Source organism: Bacillus sp. UNC69MF (genome assembly GCF_000746035.1).
GTDB classification, from domain to species: domain Bacteria; phylum Bacillota; class Bacilli; order Bacillales; family Bacillaceae; genus Bacillus; species Bacillus velezensis.
On the sequence record NZ_JQKM01000008.1, the window covers coordinates 13499 to 32931 of the forward strand.

Annotated in this window: 21 protein-coding genes and 3 pseudogenes; 14 read left to right on the forward strand and 10 right to left on the reverse strand. The window is 43.4% G+C overall.

What is annotated here, in order from left to right:
• Positions 1–45: 45 nt before the first annotated feature.
• The 7 genes and pseudogenes from BR62_RS0107355 to BR62_RS19940 all read left to right on the forward strand — a co-directional run bounded on the left by BR62_RS0107355 (position 46) and on the right by BR62_RS19940 (position 6491).
• Positions 46–1767 carry a pyruvate oxidase gene (locus BR62_RS0107355; protein ID WP_014416943.1) on the forward strand — a complete coding sequence of 574 codons (1722 nt, stop codon included), beginning with the start codon at positions 46–48 and terminating at the stop codon, positions 1765–1767.
• Between the two features lie 409 nt (positions 1768–2176).
• Positions 2177–2431 (forward strand): annotated as a pseudogene (locus tag BR62_RS20035) (peptidoglycan-binding domain-containing protein); the annotation flags it as partial.
• A gap of 416 nt (positions 2432–2847) precedes the next feature.
• Positions 2848–3615 (forward strand): septation ring formation regulator EzrA, encoded by a 768-nt coding sequence (locus tag BR62_RS0107365; protein WP_080130846.1) that lies wholly within the window; start codon positions 2848–2850, stop codon positions 3613–3615.
• A gap of 62 nt (positions 3616–3677) precedes the next feature.
• On the forward strand, positions 3678–4811 hold the full coding sequence (locus BR62_RS0107370) for a hypothetical protein (RefSeq protein WP_029326216.1): 1134 nt from the start codon (positions 3678–3680) through the stop codon (positions 4809–4811).
• Between the two features lie 75 nt (positions 4812–4886).
• Positions 4887–5090, forward strand: coding sequence for a DUF2651 family protein (locus BR62_RS0107375; RefSeq protein WP_228767510.1), 204 nt, complete (start codon positions 4887–4889; stop codon positions 5088–5090).
• 136 nt (positions 5091–5226) lie between these two features.
• Complete coding sequence (locus tag BR62_RS0107380) at positions 5227–6357, forward strand: Rap family tetratricopeptide repeat protein (protein WP_032870314.1); 1131 nt, start codon at positions 5227–5229, stop codon at positions 6355–6357.
• Positions 6357–6491: a hypothetical protein gene (locus BR62_RS19940; RefSeq protein ID WP_254926347.1), complete on the forward strand. Its 135-nt coding sequence runs from the start codon at positions 6357–6359 to the stop codon at positions 6489–6491. Before BR62_RS0107380 ends, BR62_RS19940 begins: the two co-directional genes overlap by 1 nt.
• 357 nt (positions 6492–6848) lie before the next feature.
• On the opposite strand, the gene BR62_RS19835 is transcribed toward BR62_RS19940, so the two are convergent.
• From BR62_RS19835 to BR62_RS0107410, 5 genes are all read right to left on the reverse strand, one after another.
• Positions 6849–7079, reverse strand: a complete 231-nt coding sequence (locus tag BR62_RS19835; RefSeq protein WP_012116845.1) for a hypothetical protein — start codon at positions 7077–7079, stop codon at positions 6849–6851.
• Positions 7080–7459: 380 nt separating this feature from the next.
• A complete protein-coding gene (locus tag BR62_RS0107395; protein ID WP_007410197.1) occupies positions 7460–8017 on the reverse strand; it encodes a hypothetical protein in 558 nt (185 codons plus the stop codon).
• A gap of 95 nt (positions 8018–8112) precedes the next feature.
• Positions 8113–8691 (reverse strand): hypothetical protein, encoded by a 579-nt coding sequence (locus BR62_RS19685; RefSeq protein WP_197055952.1) that lies wholly within the window; start codon positions 8689–8691, stop codon positions 8113–8115.
• 225 nt (positions 8692–8916) lie between these two features.
• Entirely contained in the window at positions 8917–9183 is a 267-nt protein-coding gene (locus BR62_RS0107405; RefSeq protein ID WP_032870316.1) for a hypothetical protein, read from the reverse strand.
• A gap of 105 nt (positions 9184–9288) precedes the next feature.
• A complete protein-coding gene (locus BR62_RS0107410; RefSeq protein WP_094032124.1) occupies positions 9289–10566 on the reverse strand; it encodes an Nramp family divalent metal transporter in 1278 nt (425 codons plus the stop codon).
• Between the two features lie 655 nt (positions 10567–11221).
• Between BR62_RS0107410 and BR62_RS0107420 the strand changes: the two genes are divergently transcribed.
• Positions 11222–11575: a hypothetical protein gene (locus BR62_RS0107420; protein WP_007410203.1), complete on the forward strand. Its 354-nt coding sequence runs from the start codon at positions 11222–11224 to the stop codon at positions 11573–11575.
• Positions 11576–11633: 58 nt separating this feature from the next.
• On the opposite strand, the pseudogene BR62_RS0107425 reads toward BR62_RS0107420, so the two are convergent.
• From BR62_RS0107425 to BR62_RS0107435, 3 genes and pseudogenes are all read right to left on the reverse strand, one after another.
• Positions 11634–11849: pseudogene (locus BR62_RS0107425) on the reverse strand (DUF2188 domain-containing protein); the annotation flags it as partial.
• Between the two features lie 57 nt (positions 11850–11906).
• Positions 11907–12313, reverse strand: a pseudogene (locus tag BR62_RS0107430) (DUF5360 family protein).
• Positions 12310–12675, reverse strand: coding sequence for a DMT family transporter (locus tag BR62_RS0107435; protein WP_007410206.1), 366 nt, complete (start codon positions 12673–12675; stop codon positions 12310–12312). Before BR62_RS0107435 ends, BR62_RS0107430 begins: the two are co-directional and overlap by 4 nt.
• Before the next feature lie 166 nt (positions 12676–12841).
• On the opposite strand from BR62_RS0107435, the gene BR62_RS0107440 reads away from it, so the two are divergent.
• The 4 genes from BR62_RS0107440 to BR62_RS0107455 all read left to right on the forward strand — a co-directional run bounded on the left by BR62_RS0107440 (position 12842) and on the right by BR62_RS0107455 (position 15007).
• Entirely contained in the window at positions 12842–13648 is an 807-nt protein-coding gene (locus BR62_RS0107440) for an EcsC family protein (protein ID WP_032870318.1), read from the forward strand.
• 100 nt (positions 13649–13748) lie between these two features.
• Positions 13749–14180 (forward strand): glucose starvation-inducible protein GsiB, encoded by a 432-nt coding sequence (gene gsiB, locus BR62_RS0107445; protein WP_032870320.1) that lies wholly within the window; start codon positions 13749–13751, stop codon positions 14178–14180.
• Positions 14181–14313: 133 nt separating this feature from the next.
• A complete protein-coding gene (locus BR62_RS0107450) occupies positions 14314–14673 on the forward strand; it encodes a cupin domain-containing protein (RefSeq protein ID WP_032870322.1) in 360 nt (119 codons plus the stop codon).
• On the forward strand, positions 14648–15007 hold the full coding sequence (locus BR62_RS0107455) for a DUF4937 domain-containing protein (RefSeq protein WP_032870324.1): 360 nt from the start codon (positions 14648–14650) through the stop codon (positions 15005–15007). The genes BR62_RS0107450 and BR62_RS0107455 overlap by 26 nt, the downstream gene beginning before the upstream one ends.
• A 36-nt stretch (positions 15008–15043) precedes the next feature.
• Here BR62_RS0107455 and BR62_RS0107460 read toward each other — a convergent pair whose 3' ends face one another.
• Together BR62_RS0107460 and BR62_RS0107465 are read right to left on the reverse strand one after the other, a co-directional pair.
• Positions 15044–15865, reverse strand: coding sequence for a manganese catalase (locus tag BR62_RS0107460; RefSeq protein WP_032870326.1), 822 nt, complete (start codon positions 15863–15865; stop codon positions 15044–15046).
• A gap of 84 nt (positions 15866–15949) precedes the next feature.
• Positions 15950–17002 carry a TRAP transporter substrate-binding protein gene (locus BR62_RS0107465; RefSeq protein WP_025284268.1) on the reverse strand — a complete coding sequence of 351 codons (1053 nt, stop codon included), beginning with the start codon at positions 17000–17002 and terminating at the stop codon, positions 15950–15952.
• 80 nt (positions 17003–17082) lie between these two features.
• Between BR62_RS0107465 and BR62_RS0107470 the strand changes: the two genes are divergently transcribed.
• Together BR62_RS0107470 and BR62_RS0107475 are read left to right on the forward strand one after the other, a co-directional pair.
• Complete coding sequence (locus BR62_RS0107470; protein WP_014416956.1) at positions 17083–18705, forward strand: ATP-binding protein; 1623 nt, start codon at positions 17083–17085, stop codon at positions 18703–18705.
• Complete coding sequence (locus tag BR62_RS0107475) at positions 18680–19351, forward strand: response regulator (protein ID WP_003156219.1); 672 nt, start codon at positions 18680–18682, stop codon at positions 19349–19351. The genes BR62_RS0107470 and BR62_RS0107475 overlap by 26 nt, the downstream gene beginning before the upstream one ends.
• The last annotated feature ends 82 nt before the right edge of the window (positions 19352–19433 follow it).

The window sequence follows — 19433 nt, forward strand, 5'->3', positions numbered from 1 at the left end:
CCTGTATGAAAAAGGGGATGAATACAGGTAAAAGGAGGATGCAGTATGCCAAGTAAAACAGCAGGACACGTAATGACGGAGCTGCTTGAACAATGGGGAGTCGGTCATATATACGGCATTCCCGGAGACAGCATTAATGAATTTATCGAAGAACTGAGACATGAACGAAATAACCTGACATTCATACAAACCCGGCACGAAGAAGTCGCAGCCCTGGCAGCCGCGGCTGAGGCAAAACTGACCGGGCAGATCGGTGTCTGCCTTTCAATCGCAGGACCGGGGGCCGTTCATCTGCTGAACGGTTTATACGACGCCAAAGCGGACGGCGTTCCGGTGCTGGCGATTGCGGGACAGGTGGCTTCCGATGAAATCGGCCGTGACAGCTTTCAGGAAATCAAATTAGAGCAAATGTTTGAGGACGTGGCGGTATTCAACCAGCAAGTACATACGGCAGAAGCGCTGCCCGATCTTCTGAATCAGGCGATCCGCACGGCTTACAGCAAAAAAGGCGTTGCCGTTTTAACCGTTTCTGATGATTTATTCGCGCAAAAAATCAAACGGGAGCCGGTTTACACATCGCCGATATACCTCAAAGCTGATATAGAGCCGAAAAAAGAACATCTCGTGACATGCGCGCAATATATTAACAACGCAAAAAAACCGGTCATTCTCGCCGGCCAAGGGTTAAAATCAGCAAAGGAGGAGTTGCTCGCATTCGCCGATAAAGCGGCCGCTCCGATTGTCATTACCCTTCCGGCAAAAGGCGTCGTGCCTGACAGCCATCCCCACTTTCTCGGGAATCTCGGGCAAATCGGCACAAAGCCCGCCTACGAAGCAATGGAGGAATGCGATCTGCTGATCATGCTCGGCACATCGTTCCCATACAGGGATTATCTCCCGGATGATACGCCCGCCATTCAGCTTGATTCGGATCCGGCGAAAATCGGCAAGCGCTATCCCGTCAATGCGGGAATCGTCAGTGATGCGGCTCTGGGGCTGAAAGAGCTGACGGAATACATTGAATATAAAGAAGACAGAAGATTTTTGGACGCCTGCACCGAGCACATGAAGCATTGGTGGAAGGAAATCGAAAAGGATGAAACCGAAGCGACTCATCCGCTCAAGCCGCAGCAGGTCATTGCCCGGCTTCAGGATGCGGCCGCAGAGGACGCCGTCCTGTCAGTGGATGTCGGAACGGTTACGGTGTGGATGGCCCGCCATTTTAAAATGAAGAAGCAGGACTTTATCGTCTCAAGCTGGCTCGCCACGATGGGATGCGGGCTTCCGGGAGCGATTGCCGCAAGCCTTGCCGAACCTGAGCGGCAGTCCATCGCCATTTGCGGAGACGGCGGATTTTCAATGGTGATGCAGGATCTGCCGACAGCTGTTAAATATAAACTGCCGATTACGGTTGTCATATTAAACAACGAAAATTTAGGCATGATTGAATATGAACAGCGGGTCAAAGGCAACATTGACTACGTCACCCAGCTGCAAAATATGGATTACGCCGCCTTTGCAGAAAGCTGCGGAGCAAAAGGCATCAAAGTGACGAAACACGAGGAATTGGCTCCTGCTTTTCATGAAGCGCTCAACTCAAATGAGCCGGTCGTCATCGACGCCGTCATCGGCGACGAGCCGCCGCTTCCGGGAAAAATCACTTACGGCCAAGCGAAGGGCTTCAGCAAATACATGCTGAAAAACTTCTTTGAAAACCAAAAAATCGAAATGCCGTCACTCAAGAAAAGCTTAAAACGGCTGTTTTAAAAAGCCGGCGGTTATAAAAAAATAAACAGGCAGCATGCCTGTTTATTTTTTTGTTGAGCGACTTGGCTTGCATATAGCCGTCCTAAACGAAAACGGAGATTGTGAAAAGCCACGGCTGGCGAGCGATGGCTGAGCAAAAAACTTATGAAGGACCAGGACAGTTCATAACAAACGTGGTTCGCACATCAGCATCACCCAGCCCTTATCAGCAAAAACAGAAACCAAGACAGGCGGGGCGACGTACACCGTCAAGAAAGGCGATGCTCTTTCTGTCATTGCACAGAAAACTGGTGTAAGCATGGCCACCCTGCAAAGGTTGAACGGTATCAAGGATCCGAATTTTATCAAAGTCGGCCAAGTATTAAAGCTGGCGGATTCGGCCGGCTCTCCAACAAAAGGCAAGAAATCATCTTACACGCTGCCGTCAGGCGTTTTTAAAGTGACAAGCCCCTTAACTAAGGGAACAGCTGTGAAACAGATCCAGACGGCTCTAGCGGCTCTTTATTACTGCCCGGACAAAGGGGCGAAGAATAACGGAATAGACGGCTATTACGGACCGAAGACTGCAAATGCAGTCAAACGGTTCCAGTCCATGTATGGATTGACTGCTGACGGTATTTACGGGCCAAAAACGAAAGCAAAAATGTTGTCTCTTCTGAAATAAATGAAACAGCCCTTTAATAGGGCTGTACCACAATTCTATATATTTCATAAAAATAAAGAAGTATATAGAATTGTGGTTCGCATCAATGGTAGAATGTGTTTGTTGGAAGGCATTTCAAATACTTGTAAATTTGTATAAAATTTGAAGGGTGACCTTACGAAGAAATAGTGAAACAACACATTGCCTGATAAACATCGTGCAAAACCCAAATCCTATAGTTCAGTTGGCACTGCATATCCCGATTTTGTGTCATTATGCACTAGATAGAAATGATTAAAATATCCTAAATAATTAAAAAAAGGTGTTTACAACCTTATTTATATCCTATATCTTAGAAAAGGAGGGAAAATATTCAATAGGGGGATACTGACGTGAAAAAGAGTAAATTTTTACTTACCACCATGTTCTCTACAACTATGTTGATTTCCGGTTTAGGCTTGGGATTTGGGAAAAGTGCACATGCTGAAGGATTTCCGCAACTTACTAATGAAAAAGTCCAAACGGAAATACAGGAAATGAAAGATGCCGGCATGACAAGTGAGGAAGTACAGAAATTCTATGAAATGAGTAAAGAAGAGTATGCGTATGTACAAGAACATGCAGAAGACTTGTATAAGGATTCCCAAAAAGAAATCAAAGAATTGAAAGCCTCTGGTCAAATTGATGAAGTTCTTCCTAAATACAAGGAGCCTGAATATCAGCCCAAGAACCAAATTGCAGCAAAAGCGTTAGGTACAAAAGGTGATGTTCTTACAAGCTATGAAATTAATTCTGGAAGTTGGTCTATTGGTGTAGGACATGCTGCGGTTGTTTCAACTAACAAATCAAAAACAGTTGAAGCATGGGCGAAAAGCTGGAGCCCTATAAACCAAGATGGAGTTCGCAGATATAATAATAACTGGGGAAGTAAAAAGAAAGTTTATGGTCTATGGGTTAAAGGATCGAATAACAATAAGTATATAAACGCTGCAAAATATGCGGAAAAGCAAGCAGATAATAAAAAGAAATATAATTTCAACTTTTTAAATAAAAAGACAACTGCTAAATTTTATTGTTCTCAATTAGCTTGGCGTTCTTGGAAAAACCAAGGTATTGATATTGACAATGTCAAATGGGACAGCGTTGTAACACCAATGGAGCTTGTAAAATCCAATAACACAACAATCTTTTATCACAAGGGTTAAACAAATTGACAAAAACAATCGGTGCTGCACCGGTTGTTTTGTCATTTCAAAGGGAGGAAAATATGAATAGACTTAAGACCCTGTTTATTTTCATTTGCATACTGATAGTCACAACCTCTTGCGGTCTCATCCAAACTGGGAATGAAAAAGAGGAAAGAAGCAGCAATAAAAAGACTGTATTAAAGGATATTGACAATGCAAAATTTATTGTTGGTTTTTCTAACACTTTAGATAGGGGAAGTGAGATTGGGGTTTACGGTGAAGATGGTGCTAAAATGGATAGCTTGGAATTGAAAGATGGTATAAATTTCACGATGTCTTCATATAACAAAAACGATACGTTCTTCTCATCAAATAGAAGCAATAATCACTTGATGATAGACAATAAAACCGGAAAAATAAACAAAATAAATGAAAAGAGTTTGTCAAAAACAACTGAGGATGAAGGTGCTTTCTTTATAAATAGTTCTGACGGTTATATCATCCATGACATTAACGTTGGATATACAGACAAAGGGCTGGAAAGTGAACTGGTATATTGGAAGGGAAACAGCCGAAAAAACAAGAAACAAATAAAGCTTGACGGAGAACTTGGATCAGCAATCGTCGCTAAAAATAAAATTTATGTCATTTCAAGTGATGAAGAAAGTATGTCCATCCTTTCAATTAACCCAGAGACAAATAAGCAAGAGAACAAGGCATCCATACCGAATAAAGGGATATACTTCATGGATGAAAAGGATGCATTCCAAGCTCTAGATGAAAATACATTTGTACTGGCAGTTAATGATAACGTGAATGAGAAAGAGAATTCTAAGCTCATATTAATAGACAGAGAGACTCTTAAGGTAAAAAAAGAAGTCGAGATGGAGAAAGGGTTTCATCCTGCAAAATTGAAAATATTAAAAGATAGCATCTTAGCTGTTTCTTTTGAGGGGAAGCTGCAGGTGTTTGATAAAAAAATGGTTAAGAAAAAATCTTTTGATTTTTATGCTGGGGATGATAACAAATTAATGAATGATGTTCAATTCAATGACAGACAGATGTATGTTTTACTCAAAAACTTTGATATCCAGCGTGATAACAAGCTTGGAGATATCACGTCTTATGATTTGAAATCAGGCAAAAAGGTAAAAACAATCCCGCTAAAAGCAAAAAAAGAGTGGGAAATTGCCCGGTTCGAAATTTTAAAATAAGTAGGAGGTGTTTATATTAGCCCATTTTTGAGCCCTGCATATATCATACTCATTATTCTTCCGGCAGCTTCTTTTATGCTGGGGATAATAGGGTATTTCATCTTTAAAAAAGTATGGACTATGGTTGTCGTCGTATTGATCCTGTCATTGATATTTATGTTTGTTGTAATAGGGGCAGAGCCAACATTTTTAATTTGGGTGTTTATCATGACGGGAGCCTGCCTTATCTCCGGTTCAATCACTAAGACTATAATGAATTTTACAAAGCGAAAATATTAAATGGAATAATCAAGAGTGTACACCAAAACCATAATCCCAAAAATCCCGCGACGAAAATTGCGGGATTTTTTCGTTTCTGTTTATTGTAGGAAAAGTTATAATATTACAAAAATAGTGATTAGAGGGAGGGGTAAGTGTGGACCAAGTTTTGCCGTCGTCCCAAGTTGGTGTCAAGATCAATGAATGGTACAAGATGATTCGCCAGTTCAGTGTGCCTGATGCTGAGATTTTAAAGGCTGAAGTTGAACAGGAAATAGAGGAGATGGAAGAGGATCAGGATTTGCTTGTTTTTTATTCATTGATGTGCTTTCGTCACCAATTGATGTTAGATTCCTTGGAGCCGGAAGACAGATATCGAGATCGCCCCACAGTCGACGAACTGCTTGAAAAAATAGAAAAGCCGCAAAAAAGACTTACAGGCCTCTTGAAGTATTACTCATTATTTTTTCGTGGAATGTATGAATTTGATCATAAAGAGTATGTTGAAGCGATAGGCTATTATCGCAAAGCAGAGAGAGAGTTGAATGCTGTATCAGATGAAATGGAGCAAGCTGAATTTCATTACAAAATAGCTGATGCCTATTATCAAATTGATCAGCACTTTGTTTCCCTCAATCATTTGAAAAAAGCCAAGCAATTGTTTGAAAAAAGTCAATTATACAAAGTGAAAGTGATTGGCTGTAATATGATGGTTGGTGCTAACATGTACGATATGTACAGGCTGACGGAAGCAGAATCATATTATCAGGAAGCATTAAGGATCGCCCGTGGGTTGGATGAGGAAAAAGTGAAAAGAATTATCGGAGTGATCTTTCATAACTTAGGCTTAGTTTATTTAAGAGGGAAAAATTTAATTGCTGCTGAAGAGAATTTCAAAAAGGCAATAGACGTGAAAGAACATATTGATACAGTGTATGGTGTGAGATCATTATATATGATGGCAAATGTCCTGTACCAATGTGATAAAGCCAAGGAAGCGCGTTTCTTTTATGAAACGGCTTTAAATCGTGCTCGGACTTCTAATGAAGAGGAATATTTGGCTAAATTAAAAATCATTAATTCATTGTACGAAGAATATAATGAAACAGAAGTGAAACAAAGCTTAGGTTACTTGGAAGAGAAACGCCTTTGGTCTGATTTCGCAGAGCTAACCGAAAAATTAGGTGACTTTCATTTTGAGAAGAGAAACTATGCAGAGGGAAGAAACTTTTTAAAGAGAACCATACATGCCCAAACACAAATACTTAAGGTTACGGAGGCTATATAATGAAGAAGGTTATAATCAGCTCCGCTTTAATCGGTATTCTTTTTACTGGATTATTAAGTGTAACAAATGTTTATACTGCTGAAATGAGTGATTCTGGAACTTTCCACATCGCTGAAAAAGCTATAAATATTTAAGTATTCTCCAATTTTTGCCCTCCACCTTTTAAGACTGGAGGATTTCTTTTTCTTATCCAGTAATCAACTGCGTTCACCTTTCCGTTTTGCTGTGAAGTGTTTTCTTGAACGATGCATGCATGAGAAAGACGCCGTCCATTTTTAAGCCTTTCTTCAATCATTCAAGGAAAAACAAAGGAGCTATCGAGAAGATCTCGACAGCTTGATAAACAGGCAGCATGCCTGTTTATTTTTTTGTTTGTTGAGCGACTTGGCTTGCATATAGCCGTCCTAACCGGAAACGGAGATTGTGAAAAGCCACGGCTGGCGAGCGATGGCTGATCAAAAAACTTATGAAGGACCAGTGCTCAGTGCAATTCATCTCAAGAACAGCCAGAGAGCGGTCACAACAGCGATCATAAAGTAATCTCCCTCATTCAGTGTAGTTCCATTTTTGACAAATACACGTGCCGTCCGGTTTGTCTTTGTCCCTTTCGGGGTTTTAAGCGCAATGTTCTTCCCTATATTGTAATAAACAATTTTAAACAAATAATATGCCAGCGAACAGAGTAAAAAGAGCAACATGAACTTGCCAATAAACAATATCATGTTTCATTACTCCCTATTGCAGTTTTTTCGTATGAATATATGACGGAAAAGTCAGGATGTTATATAAAAGGAGAAGTATTTTACAGAGGCTGGTGTTATTCATTAATGAATGGCTCACCATAACATCTCCAGATCCGGAATCATTTCAAAACGAAAGAGAAGCCCGAGGATTATTAAAAAACAGTCCCTAATTTGTCCGCTTATTTTTGAACATTTGATCCAAGATGAACATAAAGAGGGTGAATAAGAAGGACACCGTAATCATATCTATCAGAAATATATTAGAGGTTCTTTTTATTAATAGCAGCCATACCACCTGCAAAACTAAAGAAATAGAAAAATAGGATATATATGTCATTATTCTCATATTTGTTACCCCCTTAGCCTAATTTCTCTTTTGTGATCTTATCCAAATTAGTGAAAAGGATATCCAATCCCGAAAATAAGAAAGTGATGAACAATGAAAGAAGAATTTCTCCACCTTGAAATATAGATATGTTCTCAATGATATGATTGGAAACGTATTGGATTGAGAAGTAAACAGCAGCCCATGCAAAAATGAATTCAAGGATATAGGCTGACCAAGCAGGCAATGTCAAAACATGAGTCATTCCTTTTACAATTGCTGTAAGGATAAGCATATAAACTAAAGCTAAGATACTTACGACGACAGAAAATATGTATAAGTCTGAAAGTGAACCATAGATGATATATTCTCCGAAAAAATGATTTACAGTTATAGCTGCAAAATACATAACTAGGCTGGGTACAGTTATAGCCAAGAACAGGGAGAATCCAATAAGTACGATGAATGCTGCATGAGCTAAGCGGTTGGGCGGTGTATCCACGATCTCTTTTTTTAATAGAATCATAAAAATAAGAGATGAAATCACAAGGCAGCATAAGAAAGTGAGCAGAACAGTAAAAAAGACAGTCATGTGACATCTCCAATGAAAAAGTGCTATTAGAGTGAATCTAACAGCACTTTGCATTACTTCATACGTATTTTCCTGACGATCATTTATGAATGATTTTAAAATGCTTTCATTGCTAAAGTTGTCAATTGAGCGAGGTTTTTAGCCTGGCTGTCAGAAAGTCCGGACTTTTTAAGTGAAAGATAAAGATTCTTTTCCACGTCAGCCCAGCTTAAGGCGACATACTCGTTCAGCATTTTCTTTAAAACCGGTTCGATGTGTTCATTGAAAACGGATTCGAGTTCATTTCTTATTTTCTTTCCTGCTAATTTTTCAACAAGATTGAATAATTTTGTTTTATTTTTCAGCACTTCTCTGATTACATCTTTGACTGGTTTTGACACAGATGCATCGCTTTGTGCTTTAAGTCCGTAGGAAAATTGCGTATCAGTCTGATAAAAAAATGATTTGGTCGTTCCAGTGGCATTGGCAGTATTATTATGATTTTCTTTAGCTAAGGATGCGGGGACAAAAGTAGTAGTTACAAGGGCTAAAGATGCGGCAAACAGAATGCCTTTAGCTGCGTGTCTAATGGGAAATCCTCCTTTAGAAATGTAGTGTAGAGAGAAATGAAAGACTATGTATTTAGGCGGGACCGATATGATCCGCTTTGAACATTTTCCCCTCTCAGATACCATTCTATCAATAGGTATTTTTGGGGTAAATAGGCTTTTAATACAGTATTTTTCTTACAATTCAAAATCTTCTTTAGTAGGATTCATTTTGGCTGCAGTTTCGATGAGATGGGACATGGGCTGGAGCCTATATAACACATGTACAGGCTGATTGAGGCGGAATCACATTATCGGAGCGGTTTTATAATTTAGGGTTAATGAATAAAAATAAACAGGCGGCATGCCTGTTTATTTTCGTTTGCGTGAAAGAGCGAAGAAAAACGGGAAGGCGGAGCCGGCCAATAACGTACCGAATAAAAACATGCCCCCGATGAACACATGATAGTTCACCCCGCCGATCCAAAGCCCCGTGATTAAGGAAACGATGCTTAATGCGATCATCAAAAAGCCGGGAATCAGACGTCTCTTACCCGTTGTCCGATAAGCAAAAAGAGAACAGAAGATGCCGATGACAATCGGCACAATCCACAGATAAAAAAGGATAAATACTGACATAAGCAAAACTCCGATTTTTCTTCTATCATACCAAAAACGCCCGGAAAAAGATACGAACGGCACCCGGCGTCAAAAGAAAAACCGGCCGCAATGGCCGGTTTTTTTCTAACGGAATGAATCGTAGATCACAAACAGATTAAGCGCGATCACCAAAACCGCAATCAGCCAGGCGAGAGCCGTCACCCATTTTCGGTTCGTCAGGGCGCCCATCAGGCGTTTGTTGCTTGTAAACATAATCAGCGGCACGAGCGCAAAGGAGATGCCGAATGAAAGAACGACCTGGCTCCATACGAGCGCTTCTGTGGCGTTGACCCCCGAGATAATGATGATCATCGGCGGAATGATGGTAATGAAACGCCGCAAATAAAGCGGGATACGGTAACGGATGAAGCCCTGCATGATAATATCGCCTGACAATGTGCCGACAGAAGAGCTTGAAAGTCCTGCGGCCAGCAGCCCGATCCCGAAGAGAATGGCTGAAGCCGGTCCGATATAGTGGCCGAATTGCTGATAAGCCACGTCTAAATCTTCTACATACAGCCCGTTCTTGAAGAAAAGCGCGGCAGCGACGATGAGCATGCTTGCGTTAATCGCCCCGGCGATCACCATCGCGATGAGAATGTCAATCGTCTCGAATCTAAAAATCTTTTTCCGCTCACTATCCGTTTTTCCGACGACACGGCGCTGTGTCAGTGCGGAATGTAAGTAAATGGCATGCGGCATCACGGTTGCGCCGAGTATCCCGGTTGCCAAGAGCACACTGTCCATTCCGTCAATTTTCGGGATAAACAGCCCCTCGAGAACGGAGGCGGCGTCAGGTTTGGCAAAGAAGGTTTGCAGAGCGAAGGCGATCACCACGACGAACAGAAGTCCGGCGATGCCCGCTTCCAGCGCCCGATAACCCCGGCGCTGCAGCTCTAAAATCGCGAATGATCCGATCGCCGCGATAATGGCCGCTTCAACCATCGGTATGCCGAACAGCAGGTTGAGTCCGAGCGCCGCCCCGATAAATTCTGCCAGATCAGTTGCCATAATCACCAGTTCACCCTGTATCCACAGCCCGGCTGATACCCATTTCGGATACCGGTCTCTGGCGATTTCCGGAAGGTTTTTACCCGTGGCAATGCCGAGCTTCGCGGAAAGAACTTGAATTAAAAAAGCCATCAAGTTTGAAAAGAGGATGACCCACAGCAGCATATACCCATACTTCGAACCAGCTGAGATATTCGTAGCGAAGTTTCCCGGATCAATGTAGGCAATCGCCGCGATAAAGGCGGGGCCTAAAAAAGGCAGAAGCCGCTTGAATCCCTTGCTTTTGCCGTCAAGTGCATCCTGCACGGCTTTTGCTTGCAGTGATTGTGCTGAGATGTCTTTGCTCATTATGTCTCACCTAAATTCCGATAGATTTTTAGCTAAATAACAAAAAGTTTCCTAGACGCAAATTATTTTATCTACATCATAAATCCGCTATTATAAGATGTCAAGTTCTTTATGTTCAATAAACCGGCACATTGATGCCCTGTTTTATCTATGATATGTATCCCGCCGAAGAAAGGTCCGAAAATGAAAACGGCATCGTTCCGGGAAAGAAGCGATGCCGTTCGCAAAGCGTGTTTCCGCGTCGGATCATGCGCGGATGCGTTGAGCGTTCTTTTAAAAAGGTGAAAAGAGGACACTTGCCTATATAACTTCACAACTTTCTGTCCGCCCAACTGATTTGAGAAAAAGACGCTGTATTTCCTCCGTTTTCCCGGGTAAATAGAATAATAATGTTTCTTTCCATTGGAAGATAAAACCTTTCTGTACCATTCAAATGACCTCCGGAAAAACTCCGGCCGCTCTGAATAAACGTTTGAATCAACGATATTTCAGTGATTCCAGTCTAATAAACCGCTGTTATCTATCAAAAAAAGAATCGGCATGGTCACTTGCGAAGAAAAGAAGTTGGAGCATTAGACTTATTTCAGTCTCCCGGGCGAAAAAGTATAATAACGTCAGGAAAGCTTTCCGGCCATATGATAAAAGAGGGGGAATTTTCTTGGTACGTCGTTTGTCGATCATTTCTTTAGCCATGATTTTTGCTGTTTCTTTATTCGCTTTTGGCGGCTCTGCATCAGCAGCAGCTTTCAAACCTAAAGCTGAACCGGACGTTTCCATTTTAGCCAGCGGGGGCACAGTCGGTATTTACGGTGCTAATATGCGCTCATGCTCTAAGGTCAGCTGTTCAACGATCACAACATTCTCAAGCGGTAAAAAAATTACAGGTTCTTGGGTAACCGGAGAATATGTTCAAGGCCACTACACCAATTCTAATAAATGGCTGAAAGTCACGTATGCAGGAGCGACAGGCTACGTTTCAGTCACCACGCTATCTTATTATTACGGTTTATAATCAGAAAAACCTCGTTCTCTTGAGAGCGGGGTTTTTCCTTTATTCCGATTCAATTTCCGCGTTTCGTTTCATCATCGTGTTTCATCAGCTGATCGATTTCTTCCTTAGAAGCGTTTTTTTTCCACTCTTTCGCCTGACTTGTCGCAATGGGAATGGCCCGTCCTTCTTCATAACCCTCATCTACCATCGCATTCGCGATTTCGATCGCTTTTTTCTTCACAGGTTCCTCGAGATTCTTCAATGATTGCGGATAATCCTTCATAGACCAAGGCATGTCTATCACTCCTTTATGAAAAGTGTTTCCCGCCTGAAGAAAAAGAAAACCGCCTCATCAAAAAGAATGACAGCTATTTTTACGAGAGACCAGCAATTTCTGAATAAAATATAAAGGATAAAGAAGCAAGTACAGATTGAATGCCCACCACATAAAATCAAAATCACCGATAAATACCCAAAAGGCTATCGCTTGCAGGCCTGAACAAAAGGTCAGCACAAGTGATATTAATGCGAAAGAGCGCCATAACGCATGTTTCCGTTTATAAAGAAACAAGCTGTACAGCCCGGTTATCGAAATGAAAATATCTAAGGGAAAGAATGACCAGTTCCAGGCCATGATCATGGCGTTATCATAATCTTTAAACACCATGTTTTTTGGAATCCACTCAAAAAAGTAACAATCCAATAAACGATAAATCCAATATCTGTAATGAGGAAGAGAACCTTTAACCCTTTCATCATCTGTTTCTGTCCGTATGAACGCTGATGCCGTTTGATGACGTTTCACTTTCAGAAATAAAGTTTAAGGAAACGACACCGATGATGATCAGAAGAACAGAGACGGCTTTTATGACAGAGAACTGTTCATGAAAGAAAAAAATTCCGATCACGGAAATCAGCACGATCCCCATCCCCGACCAGACCGCATACGCGATGGAGACACTTATATATTTCAAAGTCAAAGTAAGAAAACAAAGGCTGCCGATATAAAACAATAATAATAAAATACTTGGGACAAGTTTTGTAAATCCATTTGATAATTTCATGCTGACCGTACCCAATACTTCAAAAATGATCGCTAAACTTAAATAAATCCATTGCATTCAACATTCTCCTTCAATCGTATTATTCAAAATTATACAATATACAGAATTTGAAGGAAATTAAACAATGGGATGTTTTCCGGATAAAAAATCCGTCCGGGTGTAAAAAGAAAACGCCATAAAGGTATACTATGAAGAAAGAAATCAGAAAGGACGTGCAGGACGGGTGACAGAAGAGCGGACAGACCTGGAAAGACAACTGAGAGACATTCAAAAATGGGAAAAGGCGCAGCAGAGGGGGATGTTCTGGCAAACATTCACCCGCTTGCCGTTTCAGCTTTTGGACAAGCTGACACCGCAATTTATTCAGAGGAAAATCGGACTCATTCTCGATGAAACGGGAACGTTTATTCAGTCAGGCGGACAGTACCTGACATCAGAAAAGCGCATCATGAAAAAGTTTCAAAAACGGCTGCCGCACGGTACATGTCAAACGCTTCACGACATCCGCAATGCGCCGCTTGCCGTCATGGACGAAATCGCAGAAGCCATAGCGCGTACAAGCGTAAAGGCCGCGACGGTGCAGGGAGCCGCAACGGGAGTCGGCGGCGTATTCACGCTGGCGGCAGACATTCCGGCGATGCTCGGCCTGTCCTTAAAGACGCTGCAGGATATCGCGGTTGCTTACGGCTTTGATCCGAAAGACAAAAAAGAACGCGTGTTTATCGTCAAATTGCTACAGCTTGCATCCAGTGACGTCATCGGAAAAAAAGCGATCCTGCAAGATTTACGGCAATATGATCAAAACGACCGCGCCTATCAGCGCGTCGCCTCGCAAATCCAAGGCTGGCGGGAAGTCGTTTACAGCTATCGCGATACGTTCGCCGCGAAAAAACTGCTGCAAATGGTTCCGGCCGCAGGCATCATCTTCGGCGCGTCCGCCAACCGTTCAGCTTTAGAAAGCATCGCGGAAACAGGCATCATGCTTTATAAAAAACGCCGGATTCTAAAACGCATGAAGGATACAGAATGATAAAAAACCACCCGAAAACACATTCAATGTGTTTTCTTTGTTTAGCAGTTCTGAAATCGGGAAACCAACAACCAACACCAATTAAAGGAGGAATTCAAAAATGGCACAAGATAATAACAAAATGAGCAGAGAAGAAGCAGGTAAAAAAGGCGGAGAAGCGACAAGTAATAACCATGACAAAGAATTCTATCAGGAAATTGGTCAAAAAGGCGGAGAAGCCACAAGCAAAAATCACGACAAAGAATTCTATCAGGAAATCGGTGAAAAAGGCGGAGAAGCCACTAGCAATAACCATGACAAGGAATTCTATCAAGAAATCGGCCAAAAAGGCGGAGAAGCCACAAGCAAAAATCACGACAAAGAATTCTATCAGGAAATCGGTGAAAAAGGCGGAGAAGCCACTAGCAATAACCATGACAAGGAATTCTATCAAGAAATCGGCCAAAAAGGCGGAGAAGCCACAAGCAAAAATCATGACAAAGATTTTTATAAGGAAATCGGCCAAAAAGGCGGAAACAGACGAAGCAGCTAATAAAAGCATAAAAGGCAGACAACCTGCAGATCAAAAGCGATCCGGCGTATCAGCTGGATCGCTTTTTATTTTGGGAAAATCTTGATCTGAGCCGCCGTTGCGATACAATAAATGAAAAAGGGGTTTTTCACTCGTGTCTGACATGCTGAATTTGCTCGCTATCGCCAATAAAGTCAAAGAAAAACACGACAATTTTTCAATCGCGGAGATCAATGACCACTGTGTGCGCCTCGCAGTGTTTACGGGAGAATATGACTGGCACCATCACCCTGACTCAGATGAATGGTTCATCGTTCTGGAAGGGGAGCTGCTGATTGATTTTAAGGACAAAGAAACCGCAGTGCTCAAGGCAAATGACAGCCTGCTCATCCCGAAAGGCACGATTCACCGCACCCGCTCTTACGTCAGAACCGTCAATCTTTGTGTCGAGCATACGCATGCGAAAACAGTCATCACAGATGAACGTCATGCTGATCAAAAAAATTGTATGTGAAACAGACGCTGCAAACGCTGAAGCATTTGCGCAAGCACAGTCAAGGTGGGGAGCATTATCATGTGTAAATGGCTTCGTCAAACAGGCCGGCGGGTGGCGGAAAAACGCAGACGGCCTGTTCATCGCAGAGATCATCAGCGTTTGGGAGAACAGACAGGCCTATGATGATTTTATGGAGAGCGAACATGACCGCCTATACGAAGAAAACGAGCAGAAGGCTGCGATTCTTTCAATAGAAGTGATGCTGTATGAAGAGGATGAACCTGTCATTCACGAGCTGTTACATCATCCGGACATCCGGTACGAACCGGACTGGACGGTTCAGAAGGCATAATGAAAGCCCAAAACAGTTTGTTTTGGGCTTGTGTCTTTACTCGCGTCCGGGAAGCGTGTTGTGGACATACGGCGGGACAGGATCCAGCTTAGCTATTTCGCCGTGCGCTTTCGGTTCCTTTTCGTATTCAAATGGTTCTCCGTCCGGCGCTGTTTCCTTCAGCCAATTTTGTTCAGCGCTTTCTCCGCCATCTGAGAAATGAATAAGCTTATGGGAGAATGACTGTTTTTCCAGCGCCTTCGGGAATGTGGAAGGAACGATCGGGCCTTCCTGTGCTTCTAATTCTTTAATGGCCGCAAGCCATTGGTTTTGATGCATGGTATCGCGGGCCAATAAAAAGCTGAGCATATCTTTCACGCCTTTATCATCGGTCATTTCATACAGGCGTGCGACTTGAAGCCTTCCTTGTGATTCGGCGTTCAGATTGGCGCGGAAGTCTGCCAGAAGGTTTCCGCTTGCGACGATATAGCCTGCGCTCCACGGAACGCCCGTGCTGCTCTCCGGCATTGCGCCGAGTCCTGAGACGATCGCATGATGCGGATTCATCCCACCTAAAATGGACCCGATGACCGGGTCATCAGCCGCTTTTTCCTGCTCTGCCAGCGGGGCGTCTTCTAACAGTCTCGCAATCATCGTCGCGATCATTTCGACATGGCCGATTTCTTCCGTCGCGGTATCCATCAGAAGATCCTTATATTTTTCATTGCCCCGTGTATTCCATCCTTGGAACAAATATTGCATGGCGACGGATATTTCCCCGTATTGTCCCCCTAAAATTTCCTGCATCTTTTTGGCGAACAGCGGGTCAGGACGATCCGGTTTAGCCGGATGCTGCAGTTTTTTCGTATGTGTAAACATGTCTCCATCTCCTTTTTTTGCTCTGTCCCTATTTACTTCCCCGGCGGGAAAAGGGATGAAACGGAGATGGGCGTATTGGTCCTGCTAAGGCTCGCGGCGCAAGGATAACAAATCCTGCACAAGCCCGCGGCCGATCACCTGTTCATATTGTCCGTAAATCGGGTCGAGGCGTTTCATCCATGTGTTCTTTTCCGCTTTGCTCAGCACATGAATATGAATGGATGAATTCTTCTTTATCTCTTCAAGCTGGTCTTTATTCATTTTCTCAGCGGAGGCTTCGTTCCATTCCGTCGTTTCTCTCATCGCCTCCGTTAAGATGGCTCTCGTTTTTTCTGTCTGCGAATTCCAGAAATGCTCGTCGGTCATCACGGCATAACCGAGGTACCCGTGATTGCTGATTGTCAAATAATCTTGAACATTATAAAATTTTTTAGAATAGATATTTGAAATCGTATTTTCTTCTCCGTCTACAAGATTGCTTTCCAAGAGCTGAAACGTGGAATTAAAGGAATCCTGCCGCGGGTGCGCGCCGAGCAGACGGTATTGGTCTTCGATCACGCTGCTCGGCATGATCCTGAGCGCCTGTCCTTTCAAATCGTCCGGAGTGAAGATCGGTCCTTTATTTGACGTAAGCTGCTTAAACCCGTTCGTCCAGTACGCCAGACCTTTCAAATGATGCTTTTCTAAAGAAGCGAACAGGCGTGTGCCGATTTTGCCGTTGAGGCCTTCTTGCACGGCTTTATAGTTTGTAAACGCGTACGGCAGATCCAAAACACCCCATTCGGGAGACAGTGATCCGAGCTTTGAGGTGGAGGGAGCGATGAATTGCACGTCCCCGTTTTGGAGGGCGTTTATTTCTTCATTATCTGAATAGAGGCTCCCGTTTGGAAACACCTCTACTTTAATGGTGCCGCCGGACTTTTGATAGACAAGGTCGGCAAACTTATTCGCCGCCCGCCCTTTTGGCGTGTTCTCAGCAACGACATGGCTGAATTTGAAAACGATTTGATCTTTCAGGCCTTCCTGTTCGTCATCATAATACGGTTCTTCCGTTGAGAAACGATCATGAAAGCCGATGAATAAAGCGGTTCCGATACCGAGTACCATCAGGCTGAGACAAGTCAGCAAGCTTTTCATCGAAAACCCCCTCCGCCATTTTCTATAACAAGCATAATCGGGCGGGCCGTTTTCGTAAAGAGACGGAAAGGAAGAGGTCAATGACGAAAAAAAAGCTCACCATCCGCTGGAAAATCACCATACTTTCGTATATCGTCGTGCTTTTTACCTTTTTGATCGTCGGCATCGTGCTGATCGGCAATATTCAGCATACAGAGGAGCGCGAGCTGAAAAAACGGCTGATGAATACCGCGCGGACGGTATCTGAGATGACCGATGTCAAACGCGCCCTCGAGCAGAAAAAACAAAGGGAAGACGTGCGCCATGCGGTCGAAGAAATAAGGATCATCAATGAAGCGGACTACATCGTCGTCATGGATATGGATCATATCCGCTATTCACATCCCGTCAGCACAATGATCGGAAAGCGTTCAAGGGGTGAGGACGAAGCCGCGGCGTTCGCCGAGCACATTTATTTTTCCGAAGCAAAGGGAGAGATCGGCACCGCCGTCCGCGCTTTTTATCCCATCAAAGACCGGGATTTGAATCAGATCGGCGTCGTTCTGGCCGGTAAAACGCTGCCCGGATTCGGTGAAATTCTTCTTCAGCTGAAACATGAAATACTGTTTATCGTTCTGCTGGCGCTCGGGTTCGGACTGGCCGGCTCCTTTTTGCTGGCCCGCCACATCAAAAAACAAATGTTTTGGCTGGAGCCCCATGAGATCGTGAGAATGTATGAGGAACGGACCGCTACGTTTCATTCGATGAATGAGGGCGTCATCGCGATCGATAATCAGCATCACATCACCATTTTTAATGAAAAAGCGAAGCAGATATTCAATGTCAGACAAGAGACCGATGGCAGGCTGATCTGGGACGTGTTAAAAGATTCGCGGCTCCCTGAGATCGTCGAGCGGAACCGAGCCGTATATAATGAAGAAATCCAAGTCAGCGGAAAGGTGATCATGAGCAGCAGAATTCCGATCGTCATGAAAAAGAAGGTCATCGGAGCCGTCGCCATTTTTCAGGACAGGACGGAAGCCGCGAAAATGGCGGAAGAACTGACAGGTGTGAAAAATTTTGTCGATGCGCTCAGAGTTCAAAATCATGAACATATGAACAAGCTTCACACCATCGCGGGACTGATTCAGCTCGGAAAATCAGAAAAAGCGCTCCAGCTTGCTTTTAAGGAATCATCAGAACAAGAAAGCGTCACCGATTTTCTTCATCAGGCCATTCAGAATGACGCTGCGGCGGGACTGCTGTTAAGCAAAATCAAAAGAGGAAAAGAGCTTGGCATTTCTGTGAAAATTGATGAAAACAGCAGTTTCTCGGCATTTCCGGAGCATGTCGACCAGCATGACATTGTCGTCCTGCTCGGCAATTTAATTGAAAATGCGTTCGGCGCATTCGAAACAGCGGACACGGAGGACAAACATATTGACATCAGTATCGAGCAAAATGATGAAGTGCTTGCTATATTAATAGAAGACAACGGAAGCGGGATTTCCGATCAGCACATCCCGCGCCTTTATGACAAAGGGTTTACCGTCAATAAAACGGGAGGAACGGGATACGGCTTGTACCTCGTCAAACAAATCGTCGACAAAGGGATGGGCGTTATTGAAGTCGACACACGGCAGGGACAGGGAACGGCATTTTCTATTTTATTTCCGATGAAGGGGGAGGAATCATTCGATGGACATCAAGGTGCTGCTTATTGAAGATGATCCGATGGTGCAGGAGGTGAATAAAGAATTTATCACCGGTGTTTCGGGGTTCAGCGTCATCGCCACAGCCGCTGACGGAGACGAGGGAATCAGGCTTATTAAAGATCTGCGGCCCGGGCTCGTGGTATTAGACGTATACATGCCGAAAAAAGACGGAATTAAAACGCTCCAGGAAATCAGAAAACAAAAGCTCGAAGTGGACGTCATCATCGTCTCGGCCGCAAAAGACAAAGAAACAATCCAGCTTATGCTGCAAAACGGTGCGGCCGACTATATTTTGAAGCCGTTTAAGCTGGAGCGGATGAGACAGGCGCTCGAAAACTATAAACAATATAAACGGAAAATTGAAGAGCATGACACCATGTCGCAAGAGCAGCTTGACATGCTGCTTAAAATTCCGCAAAATCCGTCCCGCGATCTGCCGAAGGGGTTAAATCATTTTACGATGAATGAAATTTTGACCTATATGAAACAGCAGACGGAGCCGCTTTCAGCTGAAGAAGCCGCCAAAGCGCTCGGAATCGCCAGGGTGACAGCGCGGCGTTATCTTGATTTTCTTGAAAAAGACGGCCAGATTAAGCTCGACATTCAATACGGGGGAGTGGGCCGGCCGGTTAACCGCTACAAATTCGTCCGCTAGCCGAGACCAAAAAGACCAAAATGTCCGTTATGATCATAAGCTTCCCCTCTTTGTTTGAAAACGCTATCATTTTTGTATAGAC

Coding starts and splice junctions, on each gene's coding strand:
- BR62_RS0107355 (WP_014416943.1), top strand. CDS start 46: ATGCCAAGTAAAACAGCAGGACACGTAATGACGGAGCTGCTTGAACAA.
- BR62_RS0107365 (WP_080130846.1), top strand. CDS start 2,848: ATGTTGATTTCCGGTTTAGGCTTGGGATTTGGGAAAAGTGCACATGCT.
- BR62_RS0107370 (WP_029326216.1), top strand. CDS start 3,678: ATGAATAGACTTAAGACCCTGTTTATTTTCATTTGCATACTGATAGTC.
- BR62_RS0107375 (WP_228767510.1), top strand. CDS start 4,887: ATGCTGGGGATAATAGGGTATTTCATCTTTAAAAAAGTATGGACTATG.
- BR62_RS19940 (WP_254926347.1), top strand. CDS start 6,357: ATGAAGAAGGTTATAATCAGCTCCGCTTTAATCGGTATTCTTTTTACT.
- BR62_RS19835 (WP_012116845.1), bottom strand. CDS start 7,079: ATGATATTGTTTATTGGCAAGTTCATGTTGCTCTTTTTACTCTGTTCG.
- BR62_RS0107395 (WP_007410197.1), bottom strand. CDS start 8,017: ATGACTGTCTTTTTTACTGTTCTGCTCACTTTCTTATGCTGCCTTGTG.
- BR62_RS19685 (WP_197055952.1), bottom strand. CDS start 8,691: ATGGTATCTGAGAGGGGAAAATGTTCAAAGCGGATCATATCGGTCCCG.
- BR62_RS0107405 (WP_032870316.1), bottom strand. CDS start 9,183: ATGTCAGTATTTATCCTTTTTTATCTGTGGATTGTGCCGATTGTCATC.
- BR62_RS0107435 (WP_007410206.1), bottom strand. CDS start 12,675: ATGCAATGGATTTATTTAAGTTTAGCGATCATTTTTGAAGTATTGGGT.
- gsiB (WP_032870320.1), top strand. CDS start 13,749: ATGGCACAAGATAATAACAAAATGAGCAGAGAAGAAGCAGGTAAAAAA.
- BR62_RS0107455 (WP_032870324.1), top strand. CDS start 14,648: ATGCTGATCAAAAAAATTGTATGTGAAACAGACGCTGCAAACGCTGAA.
- BR62_RS0107460 (WP_032870326.1), bottom strand. CDS start 15,865: ATGTTTACACATACGAAAAAACTGCAGCATCCGGCTAAACCGGATCGT.
- BR62_RS0107465 (WP_025284268.1), bottom strand. CDS start 17,002: ATGAAAAGCTTGCTGACTTGTCTCAGCCTGATGGTACTCGGTATCGGA.
- BR62_RS0107470 (WP_014416956.1), top strand. CDS start 17,083: ATGACGAAAAAAAAGCTCACCATCCGCTGGAAAATCACCATACTTTCG.
- BR62_RS0107475 (WP_003156219.1), top strand. CDS start 18,680: ATGGACATCAAGGTGCTGCTTATTGAAGATGATCCGATGGTGCAGGAG.